Source organism: Aquamicrobium terrae (assembly GCF_040545735.1).
In the GTDB taxonomy this organism is placed as follows: Bacteria; Pseudomonadota; Alphaproteobacteria; order Rhizobiales; family Rhizobiaceae; genus Mesorhizobium; species Mesorhizobium terrae_A.
Genome location: NZ_JBEPML010000010.1, coordinates 182,659 through 200,628, shown reverse-complemented (window position 1 = coordinate 200,628; position 17,970 = coordinate 182,659). Strand labels below are relative to the sequence as shown.

Sequence of the window (17,970 nt, the reverse complement as noted above, 5' to 3'; positions counted from 1 at the left end):
CGCCATCGTTCACCTCCATCAAGGTCAACGTTGAATCAGCAGGAAGCCAACGCGTCACATCACAATCGATTCATCAATCCCCGGATGCGCTCTAGGTTCGATGCGCCCGGCGCTGCTGGGGCCGAGTGCAGTCAATGAAAGCGGGTTTGGCCGATTGCCGGATCAACCTCCAATAGCTTATCCAGTGATTGGAGCCGATCGGGCGGGATACCTTCGACAAGTTCTCTCAGCCCGTCGGCGAGCTACCGCGCGACCACCGAGGCCGATCTTCTCGATGGAATGTAAAGAGAGAAGGAGCGCGTGTCGGTTCCGGAATTCGACAATGACTGCTCTCGCGATCGGCAGCCCGTTATCGCCACTGGCCGTCGCTTCGATTGCAGCAACAAGGGCTGCGCAACGATCATCTTTAAGCGCCGGGGAGGCCTCCATGCGCCTGACCGAAAGGCCGAGTATCTGACCTGAGACCCTAATCTCCTCCGGCTAGAGGGAGAGTCCTGGGTTTCATTTCTGGCCTTATGCGGCCTGTTTTTCCAGCGTGGATTTCATTGCGAACTCGGCCGGCGGCATGTTGCCAAGAGCCGAGTGTGGTCGGTGGTGGTTGTAGTCCTCCTCCATGAGGTGATGGCGTTGCGGGCCGCAGACAGCATCGAGAACAGCGTGTCGTTAAGGCACTCATCCCTGAAGCGCCCGTTGAAGCTCTCGATGAAGGCGTTCTGGGTCGGCTTGCCCGGCGCGATGTAGTGCCATTCGACACCCGTCTGCTGGCACCAGCGCAGGACCGCCATCGATGTCAGCTCCGTGCCGTTGTCGGAGACGATCATGTCGGGCCGGCCGCGCCAGCGGATGATGGCGTCCAGCTCGCGCACGACGCGCAGACCCGACAGCGAGGTGTCGGCGACGAGCGCCAGGCACTCGCGCGTATAGTCGTCCACGACGGCCAGCACCCGGAAGCGACGGCCGTCGGTGAAGGTGTCGGAGACGAAGTCCAGGCTCCAGCGGGCGTTGGCACGATCGGGAACGAGCATGGGTCTTCGCGTGCCCAGCGCCCGTTTGCGGCCGCCGCGCCGGCGCACCTGCAGCTTCTCTTCCCGGTAGAGGCGTCGCAGCTTCTTCTGGTTCATCACAATGCCCTGCCGGTCCAGCATGACGTGAATCCTGCGGTAGCCGAACCGTCGGCGCTCCGCCGCCACGGCCCTCATCGCCTCACGCAACGGAGCGTCGTCCGGACGGATGCTGGTGTAGCGCACCGTCGAACGGTCGATCCTCAGAGCCTGGCACGCCCGACGCTGGCTCACCCCATGCACCGCGCAGGCATGTGCCACCGCCTTCCGCTTCGCGTCGGGCGTCACCATTTTTTTGCGGCGACATCCTTTAGGATCGCGTTGTCGAGCATCTGCTCGGCCAGCAGCTTCTTCAGCCGGGCGTTCTCGTCCTCCAGAGCCTTCAAACGACGGGCGTCCGACACCTCCATCCCGCCGAACTTCGCCTTGAACTTGTAGAAGGTCGCTGCTGAGATGCCGTGCTTGCGGCAGACATCCGCCGTCTTCGCACCGGCCTCCTGCTCCTTCAGCATCCCGATGATCTGCTCTTCCGTGAACCGTGATGGTCGCATCGTCCGTCTCCTCGATCGACGGACTCTACCCAAATCTAGAGGAAGTTCAGGGTCTCGGGTCATCGCCGATCGCCCATCTGGCGAATTTTGCCGGTATCCTGCAGGTTGACGGCCTAACCGCTATCGGGTCCTCGCCGAGAAGAACGGCGCCACACTCTCCTTGCGTCCGTGCGCAGGAGCTTCAGGGAGTCACGCCCGGCCAACGATCCTGATGCTTATTAACGCTGCGAGTTTGCCGCGCAATGGGCCGGCCAAGATGTCCTGCTTGAGCGAGCTTCCGACAAAAGTGCTCGTGGAGGCCCTGCCCTGCCACCTGCGATCACGCCGATAATCGCGGAAGCGGGCGGCTGCCCCATTCAGCCAACGGCCAATTGTAGGTCATGCCAACCTAACCGGATGTCCGTGTTGGGACAGCCACTCCGCGAAAGCGGCTCTCCCGGCATCCCGCAAAGCGGGACCGTACTCTCGCGCATCGCTACGGATTTGCCTGGGATCTATACCCGCCCCTGCCAATTCGGCGGCGTGACCAATCAACCATGCTTCGAGATCGCGGCTGGTATCAGCCTCCGGGTGAAACTGGATTCCAAGCACATCTGTTCCAACGGAGAACGCCTGGTTAGCAATCGCTGTGGTTGCGAGCAGCTCGGCCCCTTTTGGTAAATCGAAGGCATCACCATGCCAGTGCAGGACTGGAACGCCGCCAAGGTGACGTAGAGGCCCATCGGCACCGGCCGCTGTGAGCTCAACCGGAGCGAAGCCAATCTCCTTGACGCCGGTCGGGGAGACCTTGGCGCCAAGAATCGTGGCGATCAGCTGTGCGCCAAGGCATATACCGCGGGTTGGCAAATGGGCACCAAGCCGTCGCCTGATGAGATCGAGTTCGGTCGCAAGGAACGGATAGGCTTGTGTTTCATAAACTCCGATCGGACCTCCAAGAATAACCAAGAGATCAGGCTCAATCGGGTCAATAGCGCCGACCTCCTCGTCAGCAACATCGACATATCGCGATGTATAGCCTGCCTCTTCCAGTTCGACTTCGAAGGTACCGAGTGTTTCAAAATAAACATGGCGAAGGGCGAGAGCGGTTCTTGTCATTAGGCCGGGTCCTTTAGCAAATGAATGATGAGACACCTGCCACCTTCTCTTTCGCCGGGACTAGTTACGGGAGGATTTGGGCATGGCGTTTCCGTAGGGCAGAAGTCAAGCAGACTGGCAAGCATATGGACAATGCGCAGATTGGAGTTTTCTGAACACCTCCAGATCGGCGTAGGGAAGCATGGTCGCACTTTACCAATATCGGGGTCAAACAGCGCAAGCGTCATCAATCCACGCGGTTTCAGGCGTGGAAACCGCTCCAACATGCCAAGGAAAGGTGGGAGCACATCCGGATGAAGATCAAACTTGCTTTCCTCCCGGTAGTGTTGACCTGTATATAAACGACATCCTCGTCGGAGAGTTCAACTGTATTCGATAACCCCAAACTCATCGCGCGCAATCATCCTCAACGGCTTAGCGTAGGAGTCCATCTTGGTCAGGAGCCCATGGTTTCGCCGAGATATGCCAGGAGCGAATCGTGAACCGCACGGATATGCGGCAGGAACTGCAAGTCTTGCTGCACACTGATAAATAACGGGACGACAGCGAAACTGCCTGGAATGATCTTGCTCAGCCCTAGTGCCTCAGCGCGCGCATATGGGGGCAACATAACGATCCCAAGCCCCTCGGCGGCTGCGTACATCTGGGAAAACATGCTCGTTGCCCGAAAGCCGATCTTCGCGTTGGGAACGATATCCTCAAGCCATCTCGCGGACGGCAAATATGTCGGATCGTCGATATATCCGATGAAAGTATCTTCGATCAGATCCTCGGCCTGTTCGATGCGACGGCCTTGCAGATAGTCGTCATTTGCATATAGGTGGAAGTGCACATCTGCGATCTTGTGAGTCACGAGCGACGCTGCCACAGGCTCAAAGAAGCTGACAAAAATGTCTGCCTCGCGGCGTGCAATATCTACATAGTTGGATGTTGTGACCAAATGGATTTCAATCTGTGGATGAACCTCCGCGAGCGCTTTGACAGAGCGCGCAATCAGCATCGATCCCACCCCTTCCATTGATGCGATCGTCACGCATCCGGTTAACTCCTGCCCTTGGGCCGTCAGACCCTGAATTTCCAGGAGAGCAGCTTCCATCCGTTCAACACGGGCAACGATTTCACAGCCAAGCGGGGTCAACGAAAGCCCTTGGCGCGTTCGCTTGAAAAGAGTTCCGCCGGTGCTGAATTCAACCTGGGCAAGGCGTCGGCTGATGGTTGATTGATCGACGCCCAACCTGCGGGCAGCCGTCACGAGCATCCCTGTCCGGGCCACCTCGAGAAGGACACGCAGATGATCCCAACCCAGTTGGGTTAATGACAGGTGTTTTGTGCCCATATGCCGCTGCGAGCCAGAGGTTCGATATCTCCACCAAGGAAAAACTATACCGGGCCTGATGGTTGCCCGCAAACCGATACGATCGGCTTGCGGGCAGCCTTTGCTCAAAACCAACGTTTGCCGGGATGCAGCTTCAAGGAGCATTTTCCGGAGCGTGCTCGTTCGGCCGCAGGCGAGCGAGCATCACGCACCTTGGGCTAGTTATTTGCCGACGCCTTGGCTTCAGCAACCACTTTGGCAACCTGCTCGGCAGTGGCGCCCCTCACCCGGGCGTTGACACGCGTCGTACCGAAGCCCACGAAAAGCGCTATTTCGTCAGCCGCCGGCGCGCCGGGGATCGAGACGGTGGTCGCATCCATGGCGTCATAGTCCCAGGCGTCATCCGCACCGCCGAAAATCACATCGATCGATGTGCCTGCGGCTGCAACTTTGGCATTCCCCGGGATAAGCGCCGGGCCTGCTCCCAGCCCCTTGCGCATTGCAAGGCCAATGCGAGGATGAATGAGAGCAGCGCCATGCTCCGTTTCACCCTCGGTTCCAACAATGACCGCCTTGCCATAGGAACGTGGCCGCTCGAGATCGGAGAAGCGTTCCAGCGCTCGCGCGGTCAGCAGTGCTCCTATCTCCACGGAGATCGCTGCGAGCCGGTCGAGATCCTCTGCCGTGGCTGCGCCTTGACCGGCGAACGGGTTCTTGAACACTGCGCCAGCCACGACGTGCCGGGTCACCTGACCGGCCGGGTTACCAGCTTCGGCCATGATATTTCGCTCGATCACATTGATCTGCCGCATTTCCGTGGACTTTGCATCGTTCGCCATATACCTCTCCCGTCTGAATGAATTCGATGAACATGCGCCAGTGCGAGCGCACTGTCGAAGCTATGGCTTGAGGCGATCCATGTCAGGTTGCAAGAATGCATGGGCGCTTGCATTCTTGCCGATTGATTTCTGATCGATAGTGCCAATCCTTCACCAATCGGAAAAGCCCGCTTTCATGCACAGCTCTGGTGATATCCTGAGCTTGCCGGGAAGCGGAGGCGGAGGAACGAAGATGAATCTGGTTGCAAAATCCAACATCGCGCAGATCGGCCACTGGATAGATGGTCAATCGGTAGCTGGTGGATCCGACCGTACTTCGGACGTGTTCAATCCTGCTACCGGATCCGTAGCCGGCAAGGTTACGCTGGGTACGGCGGCCGATATCGATGCCGCGGTCGCTGCAGCCAGGAAGGCATTTCCGATCTGGGCCGAAACGGCACCCCTGCGTCGTGCGCGCGTCCTCTTCAAGTTCAAGGAACTGCTCGACCAGAACCACGACCGCCTCGCCGATCTGATCACGCGCGAGCATGGCAAGGTCTTCTCCGATGCCAAAGGTGAAGTCACACGCGGCATCGAGGTGGTCGAGTTCGCCTGCGGCATTCCGAACCTCCTCAAGACCGAGTACACCGACAATATTGGCGGGGGTATCGACAACTGGAACCTTCGTCAGCCGCTGGGCGTCGTGGCCGGCATTACGCCCTTCAACTTCCCGGTCATGGTACCGATGTGGATGTTCCCCATCGCGATCGCAACCGGCAATACGTTCGTGCTCAAGCCTTCCGAGCGCGACCCTTCTCCCAGCCTTCTTCTGGCGGAATTGCTCAAGAAGGCAGGGCTTCCCGATGGCGTGTTCAATGTCGTACAGGGTGACAAGGTCGCCGTCGATGCGCTTCTGGCACACCCTGATGTTGAAGCGATTTCGTTCGTAGGCTCAACACCAATAGCCGAATATATCTACACCGAGGGAACCCGCCAGGGTAAGCGGGTCCAAGCGCTCGGTGGCGCCAAGAACCACCTTGTTGTCATGCCCGACGCCAACCTTGACCAGGCCGTTGATGCGCTGATCGGCGCTGCCTATGGGTCGGCAGGTGAAAGATGTATGGCGATCTCCGTTGCCGTCACCGTCGGCGATGTTGCTGAGAAGCTCGTGCCGCGGCTTGCCCAGCGCGCACATGCTCTGCAGATCGGCAACGGACTGGACCCGAAGGCGGAAATGGGCCCGCTCGTTACTGGAGCGCACAAGGCCAAGGTTGAAGGCTACATAGCGACCGGTGAAGAGGAAGGCGCAAGCCTCATCGTCGACGGCCGCGGTCATAAGGTCGAAGCACACGAAGAGGGCTTCTTCGTCGGGGGGACGTTGTTCGACCACGTCACACCCGAAATGAAAATCTACAAGGATGAAATTTTCGGCCCGGTATTGTCCATTGTCAGGGTTCGGGATCTTTCGGAAGCCGTTGCGCTCATCAATGCTCATGAATTCGGCAACGGCGTGTCCTGCTACACGAGCGATGGCTCCGCTGCCCGCGCATTCTCGCGTCAGGTCAAGGTAGGCATGGTCGGCATCAACGTTCCCATCCCGGTGCCGATGGCGTGGCACTCGTTTGGCGGCTGGAAGCGGTCGTTGTTTGGCGATCATCACGCTTATGGTGAGGAAGGCATACGCTTCTACACCCGATACAAGAGCGTCATGCAGCGCTGGCCCGACAGCATCGCCAAGGGTGCCGAATTCACGATGCCGGTCGCCAAGTAGCAGCCAGATTGGAATTGAGACAAAGCTTGCAAGGCTGCAGGCGGCCTTTCCTCGGCAACCTGCGCCTTTTTCAAACGGAAGATCGTGAGGAGTCTTTCAGCCAGAGAGGTATTGCGACATCGATCTTCTGAATTGGATTCGCCTGAAGCTGCTTAAGGAGGGCGGCTGACGGGAATGGCGAGACGGAGAATACCGTATCAGCCGCACCGGGCGCCGGACGCCCACACAAGGGAGGAATATCATGGCTTGGAAAACAGGAATCGCTCTAACCGCGCTGGCCGCAATGGCGTTGTCGGCCATTCCGACGGCATATGCGCAAGAGAAGGAAACGGTGAAGATTGCCTTCATCGGGCCATTGACCGGTGGCAATTCGGCGACAGGTCTGGGTGGGCGTAATTCTGCTCAGTTGGCCGTCAATCTCCGCAACGCCGATCCTGCTACAAAATACCGCTACGAACTGACCCCACTGGATGATGAATGCCGTCCGAACGTCGGCATTCAGGTGGCGACACGTGCGGCCACCGACCGTTCGGTCATCGGCGGTGTGACGCACTATTGTTCGGCGGTGGCGATCGCGACGGTCGATGTCTATCACCGATTTCAACTGCCCGTCGTTGTTTGGGGCGCGATCCTGCCGGCCATCACGCACGGCAATGATTTTGCGGAGGTCCATCGGGTAAATGGATCGATGCTCGACGAGAGCGAGGTTCTCGTGAATTTCCTGTCCGAGTTGGGCTACAAGAAATGGGTCGTCATCCATGACACCACCGACTACGGAAGCGGTTATCTCAAGATCCTCCAAGAGAAATTGGCCGGCAAGGATGTAGAAATCCAGGCGACTTTTGGGGTCGGAGCTGATCAGCAGGACTTTTCCGCCGAACTTTTGAGGGTCAAGGAAATCGACCCGCAGATCGTGGTGTTTGCTGGGTTGACTCCGCTGGGCGTTCGCATCCGTTCACAGATGGACCGGTTGGGCGTCCCGTCACAGTTCGCGGGAATATCCGGCATCATGTCAGTGTCCTACCATGAAGCCCTCGGAAATCTTGCGGAGGGAACTGTGTCGGTCCACAATGGCGCCCCGCTTGAATCCCTGCCGCAAGGCGCCATGTTCGTTGATGAATATACGAAGGCGCGGTTTGCGGAACCGCCGGAGCCCTATGGTCCCTATGCGTTTGTGGCAACGGATCTGATCATCGACGCTGTCGAGGAGGTGGGCCCAGACCGCAAGGCTGTGCGCGATAAGCTCAATGCGACGAAGGACCATACATCCATAGCCGGTCCAATTACCTTCGATGAACACGGTCACAACAGCGTGGCTTCCACCAAATATGTCGCTCAGGACGGCAAGTGGGTCCGGTGGGAGGACAGCCTTTACGCAAAGGGGGAGCGGAAGCTGACCGGACTGTAAGTGCAGGACGGGAACCGCTAATCCCGTTCCCGGTCACGATTCCCGGCCGTCGCGCGGTAGCGGCGGTCGGATTCGGAAGTCCTTTAGCCGCTCAGTTTCGATTTCTTCATCGCGTTGAAGCCTCACGCACCTGCGTGGTCAAGCCTTCTCACATTGGGGAGAACCCTTAAATGGCGATACTCCTGGAGTATTTGTTCAACGGAGCGCTGCTCGGCGTTATCTATGCGCTGGTCGCCGTTGGCTTCACACTCTTCTTTGGCGTCCTCGACGTAATCAAATTCTCGCATGGCGACGTGCTCACCCTCGGCGCCTATTCCGGTCTGGGGGCGTTCATCATTCTGCAGTTCCTTGGCCTCGATATTCCTTTTGTGGGCCTGGTCATCGTCCTTGCCGCGGCCATCCTGGTGACGGGGCTGGCGGGAATCGTCATCGGGCAGTTCTTCGTTGTTCCGATGCGGGGCTCCCCGGCCTTCAACATCCTCCTGATGACCCTGATGATCGGCACGGCCATTCATGAAAGCATCCGCCTGTTCGTCCCCAACGGCGCCAATCCAAAGGCTTTCCCTGCACTGCTTCCGCGCACACCCATCGACGTTGGAGGTGCGTATCTTCGGCTGGACAGCTTGCTTCTTCTTGTCCTCGGCATCGTCGTCATCGTCGTGACGAACTGGATCGTGCGCCATACCAAGCTCGGACTCGCGATCCGCGCGGTGGCCCAGGATGGCGATACCGCCCAGATCATGGGCATCCCGTTCCGGCGCATCGTGCTTGCCACCTTCGCGCTAGGTTCGATGCTGGCAGGGATCGCAGGAGTGATGAACGGTATCTATTACAGCGAAATCAACTTCAATGTCGGCGTCCTTCTTGGCGTCATCGGGTTTTCAGCGGCTGTAGTCGGTGGGCTCGGGAGCATCTGGGGGGCCATTATCGGTGGATTCAGCTTCGCCGCCCTGCAAACGGTCTGGGTCCTCTTCTTCCCGGAATTGAGCGGTTATCGGGACGTTTTCGCCTTTGCGACAATCATTGTGCTGATGACCATCTGGCCAACCGGCATCATCGCCGAGCGCTATAGCGAGAGGGTGTAACCATGCCTGCACGGAAACTGATCGCATCGTCTGCGATCGCGTTAGTCTCCATCGTCCTCGCAGCGATCATCGTGGTGTCCGAGGAGCAATGGGTAATTGCCGCCGCGCTTGTGGGTGCGCTGGCGCTTTCCTTCGGAATTGCGAAAACCAGCGCTGGACAGGACTTTGCGGCGCTCCTGCAGAACTCGGGACCGTGGATCGCACTGCTTATTCCAGCGGGCACCCTGGCTATCGGTCTCGCATTCCATGAGGAGCATTTTGCCCTGATGATGCTGGCTACAGTGCTGATCTACTCACTGGCGTGCATAGGTTTGAACATCCAGTTCGGCTATGCTGGCGTGATCAACTTCGCCGGAGCCGCCTTTTTCGGTGTTGGCGGATATACCGCAGCCGTACTGGGCAATACAGGTCTCCCCTCGCTTCTCATACTGCTTGCCGGCGGCCTGGTGGCGGCGGCGATCGGTTGCATCCTTATCCTCCCCGTGCTGAGGACGAAAGGGCACTATGCAGCTCTGATCACGATTGCCTTCGTATTGCTGTTCCGCAGCTTCCTGGAGGTCAACCACACGCTTGGAGGGCCTCAAGGACTACGGGTTGAGGGGGCGACAATCGCCGGCCAGGAGCTGTTCATGGGCATCGAGATCGGATCGTTCGAAGCTTCATTCTATCTGAACTACGTTCTGTTGGCGCTCGTCCTTCTCACCATTTTCTTTCTGCTGGCGAGGTTTCTCGAAAAGAGCTGGATTGGGATCAATCTCGATTCCGTGCGCGAGGACCCGATCGGCGCTGCCGTATTTGGCGTGAATGTAGCCTATTGGCGCATCGTTTCCTTCGTACTCGGCAACGTGCTGATAGGTATTGCCGGCGCCACCTTCGCCATGATGCAGAACTTCATAGCACCCAGCAATTTCACCTTTCAGCAATCGCTACTCATGCTGGCAATCATCGTCCTGGGTGGCATCGGCAATCTGTGGGCGGTAATTCCGGCCGCAATCCTCGTTGTGGTGGTGCCAGAGAAATTGCAGGCGATTAGCGAATACCGGATCCTGGTCTTCGCAATCCTGGTCGTCCTTGTCCTCAGATTTAGGCCGAACGGGCTGTTTCCGCGTCCCATGCGACACTTCAGGAGGGAGGTTGGACAATGACCAAGCTTTTTGAAGCAGAGAACGTCTCTGTCCGGTTCGGTGGTCTGCAGGCTCTTGACGGTCTATCGCTTGAGGTCGAAGAAGGAACCATCATCGGCCTTATCGGTCCGAATGGATCAGGCAAGACGACATTTTTCAATACGGTGACCGGGCTATGCCGGACCGTCGGCGGTCGTGTTCTGATCGACGGAGAGAACATCACCGGTCTCCAACCCCGACATATTTATCAGCGGGGCGTGAGCCGCACTTTCCAGCGATCGCGGCTGTGCCTGTCACTGTCGGTCTTCGACAACGTGGTGATCGGTCGACAGAACTCTCTCGATCTCACCCTGTTCGGCAATCTCTTCCGCCGCCGCCGTTTTGTTGAGTCCGTGCGCGAAAATCACGAACAGGTACACGCGTTGCTATCCACATTCAGTGAACCACTTGCGGCGAGGATTTTCGATCCATTGCACAGGCTCAACATGATCGATCGGCGGCGGATCGAGGTGTGTCGGGCGCTGATCGCCAATCCAAGGCTGCTGCTCCTCGATGAACCGTCTGCCGGGATGACCCCGGATGAAACCCACGAGTTCATGGGCGACATCTTGAAGGTGCGCAGCGATCATCCTCGCATGAGCATCATCATTATCGAGCATGAAATGGACGTGATCCAGCGCGTCGCTGACCACGTGGTCGTGCTCAATTTCGGCAAGAAGGTTGCAGAGGGCACGTTCGATGCCGTCGTTGCCAACCCATGGGTACAGGAGGCCTATCTGGGAACCTCATGAGTGGAAACCTGATAACCAGCAACATCGTCGCCTCCTATGGCAGCGCACGCGTCCTTTCCGGGGTATCGATCGATGCCAGGCCGGCGGCTATCACAAGCATCCTTGGCGCCAACGGGGCAGGGAAAACATCCCTGATACGTGCAATCCTTGGGCTTCTCCCCACGACCGAAGGCACGATCGAACTCGATGGCATCGCCCTTTCCGGCCTGAGCCCGCATGCGCGCGTTGCACACGGGCTTGGCTGCGTTCCTGAGGGGCGTAAGATCTTCCCCAAGATGACCGTCGAGGAAAATCTTCGAGTCGGAGCATATCTGTCCAACGACAAAGAGCAGGTGGAAGCCCAGCTAAAGAAAGTCTACCAAACCTTCCCGCGACTTAACGAACGCAAGCTGCAGTTTGCCGGGACGATGTCCGGCGGCGAGCAGGCCATGGTTTCGATTGGCCGGGCGCTGATGAGCGAACCTCGCATCCTGCTTATAGACGAACCCTCCCTTGGTTTGTCGCCCGCCCTGGTGCGCGAGTCCTTCGCCCTCATTCGCGACATCAACCAAACCGGAGTATCGATCCTGCTCGTCGAGCAGAACGTACGCCAGACACTTGCCATCGCAGATTATGGTTACGTGATCAGTCAAGGCACTGTGGTTGCCCAGGGCACGTCCGAGGAGCTGCAGAACGATGCGGAGATGAACAGGGCATACTTTGGAATCAGGTAACCGGCATCGACATACCGTTCCCAAAACACTTCATAGAAAGCGGAAACGTCGAATCCGCCTTTCGAGGGGTCAGGATCGCGTGGTCCGGCGCGGCGGCTCTGAACGACCGCGACTATGTTTACCTCCGCCGAGGCAATATCGGGCATCAATCGCCGATACGGTGCAGAACGATAGTCCAGCCACAGTATGGGCGCCGAGATAAACCTTTCTGACGATAGGGTTGTTCATAATGCTCTTCGCACTACCGTCAATCTGGTTTTGCCCTTCGGCCAGAATGTAGCAGCGGTCGGAAATTTTCAGTGTCTTGTGCGTTCTGTTCGACAAGCAATACGCCCACACCCTTTACACTGGTGATTTGCCGGATGTGATGAAACACCTCCTCGGTAGCCTTAGGAGAAAGCCCGGTACTCGGCTCGTCGAGAAGCAGACAGACAGTGCCGCCACTCAGCCTACCTGCCGTTGCGCTCCAGTAGTCTCTAGAGACTACTGGATCTTGCGCAGCACTTTCTGCCTTTCCTTGACCGAGCCGGGGACAGCGAACAATCCCATTCGAAAGTTGTCTTCCAAACTCATGGAGCCGAAGACATTGCGGACCTGTGGGACATAGCCAAGCACAGCATAAGCGTCCCAGTCTTTCATGAAATTGGATAGGCCTTCCGGAAGAGCCTCTAGGCTTGCGATGACGACGCCTTCACAAGGCGTCGTCAGGACGCGGTCGAGATGCGGGGACATCGAATCTTTCTTTACAATCTGAACATAATAGTCGCCCCCGAGTATGTGCTTGAGCCAGCGCACGCCTTCAGGGTTGCTACAACCAACCGGTTTCCAACCAGAATATTGCGGCCGGCGATGAAGATGTCGCCACCTTCAAGATACCCCCAGCCCGTACCGTCGACATACTCATCCGCACCGCCATCCGGCTGTGCAAAGTAGCGAGCGCCACAATCCATCGTTGCGCCGAATTCGCGGATGACAAAGCGCTGCCGACGCTTAAGGCGCGAGCTCGATAACGTTGTTGCCGATGGTCAAAAATGGATCGCGCATTTAGGCGGTTTGAACGCCCTGATCCTCGCCACGGAAAACTTGCGGTTTTGTTGGCTGATCTTCCCGGCCGCATGCACCCGCTCGCCGAGGTTCTTAAGGAGGCTGATCGCCCGCTGATCTGACTTTTGAACTCAACAAACAGTTCCGGATTTATTCTTTTGACGTCACAACCTTGGTTGTGCTCCCAGAACTTTCCATACTCTCCCTGAGCTCAAAGCTTTAGGTCACTCAAGAACTCCGGGCTGACTGCAAGAATCCCCGGGGACCGATCGCAAAAGCTGCTGATCTACACGCTCTTCTGAGGCTTTCATCGTCAACTGGGCTCGCCAACTGTCGCTGGATGATCTAATAGGTTTCAATATCGGCAAGACAAGAGAGCAAGGGCCTGTCCCTTTTTTACAGTCCTACCGTGACTCTGCCCCGCACCCTCGATACGCACAAGGTCATCTTGTTCTTCCGGGCATCTGCATCGAGGACCACGTCACGATGGATCACCTCGCCGTCGCGATAATCGCAGACGCACGCGCCGCAGACGCCCAGTTCGCACGAAGAAGGCAGCACCATGCCGGCTTCACGAAGCACGTCTAGTGCCGATCTGTCGCTCGGCACATGGAACGTTCTTCCCGAAGTGGCAACCGTGATCTCGAAGGGCTCCGGAACGAAGTTTTCGTCCACCGCCGCCTGGAACAGTTCGTGATGAAGGCGCCCGTCGGGCAGCTTCAACTTCCCAGCGATCGCATGAATCGCCGTATTCAGTCCGGAGGGCCCGCAGAAATACAGATGCGCGCCGGATTCTCCCGCTACTCCCTTGAGCAATTCTGGAAGATCGGCAGGCTTCTCATCGTCGCAATGGATAGTCAGGCGTTGGCCGAATGCCTTGTCAAGCTCTTCCGCAAAAGGGGCAAAGTCCCGGGACCGGCAAAGTACATGCAACTCGAACGGCTCACCTCGGTTGCGCGCCTCGTATGCCATGGAGATGACGGGCGTGACGCCGATCCCGCCGCCGACGAGCACATGCCGCCGAGCATCCGCGCGAAGAGAAAAATTGCTGCGCGGCGCGGAGCAGTGAGCGATGCTGCCGGTCCCGAGATTCTCATGAACCCAGCGTGATCCGCCACGGCCGACCTCCTCGCGCTTGACCGCAATCCGATAGATGGAGCGGTCACGCGGATCTCCGCACAGGGAATACTGGCGAATCTTTCCGTCCGGCAGGCGAAGATCAACATGCGCGCCCGCGGTCCAGGCCGGAAGTTCGGGACGCAGCGGATGCTTGAGCGTGATGGCGACCACCTCAGGCGAGACTCGCTGGCGGTCGACAACCTGAAGCTTCATGATGAGACGTGCTGTCACGATTAGTCGTCCACCGGTTCGATCGGATCACCGACCCGGATAATGCCGCCCTTCTCGATCCAGCAATTCAATCCGGATCGATTCAGGATCGGCAGATAGACGGGCAGTTCCAGCAGTTCCTCCAGATACTTGCAGGGAAAGTTCAGCCGTCCGCCCAGCAAGACGGCCTCGCCGACGCGAAACCGCTTTCCGACAAGGTGGTTGAGGGGTACGCCTCTCGTCGTCAGGTTACGCCGGTGATCTGCCGGAGACATATGGATCGGCTCCTTCTGCAGCGGCGGATCGTTTCTCGCGAGCGCCTCCAAGGTCTCCACCTCGAACAGCGTTATCTCGCGAATATCCGGTTTCGACGAGTAGATTCCGGTGCCGAGATAGTAGCGATCTCCTTCCACGCCGCGGCCGGCCACAAGCCTAGCTTCCTGCAACTCCTCCATTTCGTAGGAGGCCGAAGGCGCAATGTGAATGTTGAGTAGCACTCCGCCGCTCCATCCCGTCATGATTCATGCTCCGTCGCCGCTACCTCGACAGACGCATCGATAAGCTTGATCGTCGAGCGCGCTGATGCTGAAGCAGGAAGGAACGTGGAACGAACATCACGACCGGCGGCCGGCAGCACGCCCGGTGATGCTTTCGTCATTCGGTTCTCTTGATCGGTGGTCAATCTGGTCTCCATGCGTCGGGTCGAAATCCGGTTTCGTTTAATCTGCCAGGACATCGGTCCTTGCGGACGGGTCACTTCCGCAAGGGCCGATGTTCATTATTACGCCGACAGGCTCACGCCGCCGGACACGAAGCTCGTCGAACGTCCTGCAAGCTCCCCACCCCGGGGCCTGCCGGGAGATTTCGTCTTCGAGCATATCCAGCCTGTCCTGTCCCCAGAACAGCTCGCCGCGATAGACGTATGACGGCGAACCGAACACGCCCGCCGCCACGGCCTCATCGGTGTAGCGCCGATAACGCCGAACGACATTTTCGGTCCGGGCCTCCGACAGCAACGATTCGGGATCAAGACCGAGGTCTCGCATGATGTCCCGCAGCGTTGCCTCCGATGAGATGTCCCGATCGTCGCACCACTGCGCATGCAGGATCGCTTTGTAGAGGCGCGCCACAGGCAGACCTCTGTCATCGGCAGCGATGACGATGCATGAGGCCAGATCGGCGTTCGGACACATGCAGGCCGGTTGCGGGTTGACGTGAATGCCGAGTTTACGGCACCAGCGCTTCAACTCCGTAATACGGTACGCCTGCCGCTCCGGCGCGCGTTGGCTAAGCAGCACCCCGCCGGTTCGCGCATAGACGTATGGAAGGTCGACAGGCCTGAACCGGATCGCGACCCCCTGCCGCGCGGCGAGATCTTCCAGACGGTCGGCTCCGAGATAGGCCCAGTCCGAGTTCATCCAGAAGTAGTAGTCGATATGGTCGGCGCCCGCACCCTTCATGGTTGCACACTCTGCTGCCCGGGAACCGCTACGGAAAACCGCGACGGACCGTGCATGAAGATGGCGCTGACGACGGCAACGACACCGAGAGTACTGAGATACCAGACTATGTAGTGAGGGTCCCCTCCCCCGTAAGCCAGCAACGAAGTTGCGACAATGGGAGCCAGGCCGCCGCCGACTGCGCCCGACACCTGAACAGCGATGGATATCCCACTGTAGCGCACTTCGGGCGGGAACTGCGCGGAAAACAGGCCTCCCTCGGGGCCGTACATGGCCGCGTAGACCACGCCGATGGCAATCGCCACGGCGAGCGTAATGGTTCCCGTGTCGAGGGTCTGCAATTGCGAGAAGAAGATCGCCGAATAGGCCAGAATACCGAGCGCGCCCGCGAGGAAAACCCATTTGAACCCCACGCGATCGCCAAGCACCCCGAACAGCGGCATGGTGAACATCGCCAGAAAGGCGCCCCAGGCCGTCGCATCGAGCATCACCGTCCGCTCAATGCTCAGTGTCCCCGTGGCGTAGGCCAGCGAAAAGGTGACGACGGTGTAGAACCAGGTCACCTCGGCCAGACGTCCGCCAATGACCGTGAGCACCTCTTTCGGGTATTGTCGCAGCACCACCATTGCCGGGACTTCCACCTTCGCCCCTGTCGTCTCGACCTGCTCGAAATCGGGCGACTCGGCGACCCTTATGCGAATGAACCATCCAACGAGCAGGAGGACGACGCTCGCCAGAAACGGAATTCGCCAGCCCCATGACAGCATGTCTTCTTCGGGCAATGCGGCGACGGCACTCATGGCAAGTGAAGCCAGAATGAGGCCTGGGCCGACCCCGGCCTGGGGCAAGGAACCGAAAAGGCCCTTTTTGCCGTCCGGAGCATGCTCGACGGCCATCAGCACTGCACCGCCCCACTCGCCACCCACGGCCACGCCTTGGAGAAAGCGCATGATGACGAGGAGCACGGCGGCCCAGTAGCCGATCGCGTCGTAGGATGGGATCAGTCCGATCAGAATGGTCGGCACGCCCATCAGGAACAGTGTTATGATTAGCATGGACTTCCGGCCGACCTTGTCTCCGAAATGTCCGAAAACGATGCCGCCCAGTGGCCGCGCGAAGAAGCCGACCGAATAGGTGGCGAAAGCCGCCAGGGTTCCTGTCAACGGGTCGAATGCCGGGAAGAATATCTTGTTGAAGATCAATGCGGCCGCCGTGCCGTACAGAAAGAAGTCGTACCACTCGATGGTGGTTCCCATCATGCTGGCCAGGCCGGCGGTGACGTATTGGCGGCGTGAGCGCGTCGCCTCGGGTGCAGAAATGGTCATCGGGACTTTCCTTTCGCGAATCCAGATTTGGGAAAGTCAGCCGATCACTTGATGGCCAGCGGAGGGACGCCGTGCGTCTGGCGCGTCCAGTAGCTGAAGGTCGCGTTGACGATCGACGGCTTGAGCAGATAGTCGTGCGCCTCCCTGGCGAGTGTGTCGTCGACCGCCGTGAGCGGTCCGAACGCCTGGGCACGAATCTGGAGGCGCGCCGCGCGCTCGAGATAGACCGACAAGTAGGTCGCTTCCTCGCAACTCGCCCCGGCAGTCAGATAGCCGTGATGCGCGAGGATGATCGCGCGCTTGTTGCCCAGCGCCTCCGAGATGATGACACCTTCCTGGTCGGCAATGGGCACGCCCGGCCACTCACCGAGAAACGCGCAGTCATCGTGCAACGGGGTCATGTCCATCTGCGCGACCACGAGCGGCTGGCGCGCGGCAGCGAGGGCGGAGGCCCACGGCGAATGGGTATGGATGATGGAGTTTACGTCGGGGCGAGCATCGTAGACCCATAGATGGAAGCGCGTCGCGGGATTGGCCATGCCCTCGCCGCTCAGCGTATTGAGATCGCGATCCACCTCGATGAAGTCTCCCGGTGTCGCCTCGTCGAAGCCCAGGCCGAAGCGCAACGTCCAATAGGCGCCTGGACGTTCGGAGCGGACGCTGATCTGCCCGGCGAGACCGGCCTCCTGCTCGGTCATCGCGAGGATGCGGCAGGCGTAGGACATCGTCTCCTGCAGGCTGCGATTCTGGGTACGAAGGTGCTTCGCCATATCCTGCGTTGCACGCTGGTCGAAATAGGCCTTTTCCCTGAGCTGGGTATTCATGGTCATCCTCCCTTGCATCTGCCCACCAGCATGATCGCCGGTAGCCGGCTGCATTGTGGGGCAGGCCCGAAGGTGATCGCCATCAACCGCGCGTCATAGGAGATATTCCATTCACTCACACGTCAGCCGGCGTGCCACCTCCATGGTGCATTCCAGGAAGCGCGCCGAGAGCGGCGTCAAAGGCCTGCCGGCCTGCGCGATTACGACGATCCTGCGACTAAGGCGGGGCGAGGCCATGGACAGTTTGCGCAGACCG

The 17,970-nt window shown here is 58.9% G+C and carries 16 protein-coding genes and 1 pseudogene; 6 read left to right on the top strand and 11 right to left on the bottom strand.

Annotated features, from left to right (window positions below; translation table 11 throughout):
- Positions 1 to 513: 513 nt before the first annotated feature.
- From ABID37_RS15745 to ABID37_RS15730, 4 genes and pseudogenes are all read right to left on the bottom strand, one after another.
- Positions 514 to 1,612, bottom strand: a pseudogene (locus tag ABID37_RS15745) (IS3 family transposase).
- 378 nt (positions 1,613 to 1,990) lie between these two features.
- Positions 1,991 to 2,707: a glutamine amidotransferase gene (locus ABID37_RS15740; RefSeq protein WP_354196400.1), complete on the bottom strand. Its 717-nt coding sequence runs from the start codon at positions 2,705 to 2,707 to the stop codon at positions 1,991 to 1,993.
- A gap of 436 nt (positions 2,708 to 3,143) precedes the next feature.
- Complete coding sequence (locus ABID37_RS15735; protein WP_354196398.1) at positions 3,144 to 4,043, bottom strand: LysR family transcriptional regulator; 900 nt, start codon at positions 4,041 to 4,043, stop codon at positions 3,144 to 3,146.
- A gap of 197 nt (positions 4,044 to 4,240) precedes the next feature.
- Positions 4,241 to 4,861: an amino acid synthesis family protein gene (locus ABID37_RS15730; RefSeq protein ID WP_354196396.1), complete on the bottom strand. Its 621-nt coding sequence runs from the start codon at positions 4,859 to 4,861 to the stop codon at positions 4,241 to 4,243.
- Positions 4,862 to 5,093: 232 nt separating this feature from the next.
- Here ABID37_RS15730 and ABID37_RS15725 point away from each other — a divergent pair, with 232 nt between their 5' ends.
- The 6 genes from ABID37_RS15725 to ABID37_RS15700 all read left to right on the top strand — a co-directional run bounded on the left by ABID37_RS15725 (position 5,094) and on the right by ABID37_RS15700 (position 11,732).
- Complete coding sequence (locus tag ABID37_RS15725; protein WP_354196394.1) at positions 5,094 to 6,611, top strand: CoA-acylating methylmalonate-semialdehyde dehydrogenase; 1,518 nt, start codon at positions 5,094 to 5,096, stop codon at positions 6,609 to 6,611.
- 241 nt (positions 6,612 to 6,852) lie between these two features.
- Entirely contained in the window at positions 6,853 to 8,019 is a 1,167-nt protein-coding gene (locus ABID37_RS15720) for a branched-chain amino acid ABC transporter substrate-binding protein (protein WP_354196392.1), read from the top strand.
- Positions 8,020 to 8,189: 170 nt separating this feature from the next.
- The gene (locus ABID37_RS15715; RefSeq protein ID WP_354196390.1) at positions 8,190 to 9,104 is read left to right on the top strand and encodes a branched-chain amino acid ABC transporter permease; all 915 of its coding nucleotides are present in this window, start codon (positions 8,190 to 8,192) and stop codon (positions 9,102 to 9,104) included.
- Positions 9,105 to 9,106: 2 nt separating this feature from the next.
- Complete coding sequence (locus ABID37_RS15710) at positions 9,107 to 10,249, top strand: branched-chain amino acid ABC transporter permease (RefSeq protein WP_354196388.1); 1,143 nt, start codon at positions 9,107 to 9,109, stop codon at positions 10,247 to 10,249.
- Entirely contained in the window at positions 10,246 to 11,019 is a 774-nt protein-coding gene (locus ABID37_RS15705; RefSeq protein ID WP_354196386.1) for an ABC transporter ATP-binding protein, read from the top strand. The genes ABID37_RS15710 and ABID37_RS15705 overlap by 4 nt, the downstream gene beginning before the upstream one ends.
- Positions 11,016 to 11,732 carry an ABC transporter ATP-binding protein gene (locus ABID37_RS15700; RefSeq protein ID WP_354196384.1) on the top strand — a complete coding sequence of 239 codons (717 nt, stop codon included), beginning with the start codon at positions 11,016 to 11,018 and terminating at the stop codon, positions 11,730 to 11,732. Before ABID37_RS15705 ends, ABID37_RS15700 begins: the two co-directional genes overlap by 4 nt.
- 483 nt (positions 11,733 to 12,215) lie before the next feature.
- Here ABID37_RS15700 and ABID37_RS15695 read toward each other — a convergent pair whose 3' ends face one another.
- The 7 genes from ABID37_RS15695 to ABID37_RS15665 all read right to left on the bottom strand — a co-directional run bounded on the left by ABID37_RS15695 (position 12,216) and on the right by ABID37_RS15665 (position 17,714).
- On the bottom strand, positions 12,216 to 12,464 hold the full coding sequence (locus ABID37_RS15695; RefSeq protein WP_354196382.1) for a hypothetical protein: 249 nt from the start codon (positions 12,462 to 12,464) through the stop codon (positions 12,216 to 12,218).
- 708 nt (positions 12,465 to 13,172) lie between these two features.
- Entirely contained in the window at positions 13,173 to 14,126 is a 954-nt protein-coding gene (locus ABID37_RS15690; RefSeq protein ID WP_354196380.1) for a PDR/VanB family oxidoreductase, read from the bottom strand.
- Positions 14,127 to 14,128: 2 nt separating this feature from the next.
- A complete protein-coding gene (locus ABID37_RS15685) occupies positions 14,129 to 14,623 on the bottom strand; it encodes an MOSC domain-containing protein (RefSeq protein ID WP_354196378.1) in 495 nt (164 codons plus the stop codon).
- Complete coding sequence (locus tag ABID37_RS15680; protein ID WP_354196376.1) at positions 14,620 to 14,787, bottom strand: hypothetical protein; 168 nt, start codon at positions 14,785 to 14,787, stop codon at positions 14,620 to 14,622. The genes ABID37_RS15685 and ABID37_RS15680 overlap by 4 nt, the downstream gene beginning before the upstream one ends.
- Before the next feature lie 37 nt (positions 14,788 to 14,824).
- Positions 14,825 to 15,565, bottom strand: a complete 741-nt coding sequence (locus ABID37_RS15675) for a 2-hydroxychromene-2-carboxylate isomerase (RefSeq protein WP_354196374.1) — start codon at positions 15,563 to 15,565, stop codon at positions 14,825 to 14,827.
- Complete coding sequence (locus ABID37_RS15670; protein ID WP_354196372.1) at positions 15,562 to 16,890, bottom strand: MFS transporter; 1,329 nt, start codon at positions 16,888 to 16,890, stop codon at positions 15,562 to 15,564. Before ABID37_RS15670 ends, ABID37_RS15675 begins: the two co-directional genes overlap by 4 nt.
- Before the next feature lie 44 nt (positions 16,891 to 16,934).
- Positions 16,935 to 17,714, bottom strand: a complete 780-nt coding sequence (locus ABID37_RS15665) for an aldolase (protein ID WP_354196370.1) — start codon at positions 17,712 to 17,714, stop codon at positions 16,935 to 16,937.
- Positions 17,715 to 17,970 lie beyond the last annotated feature (256 nt).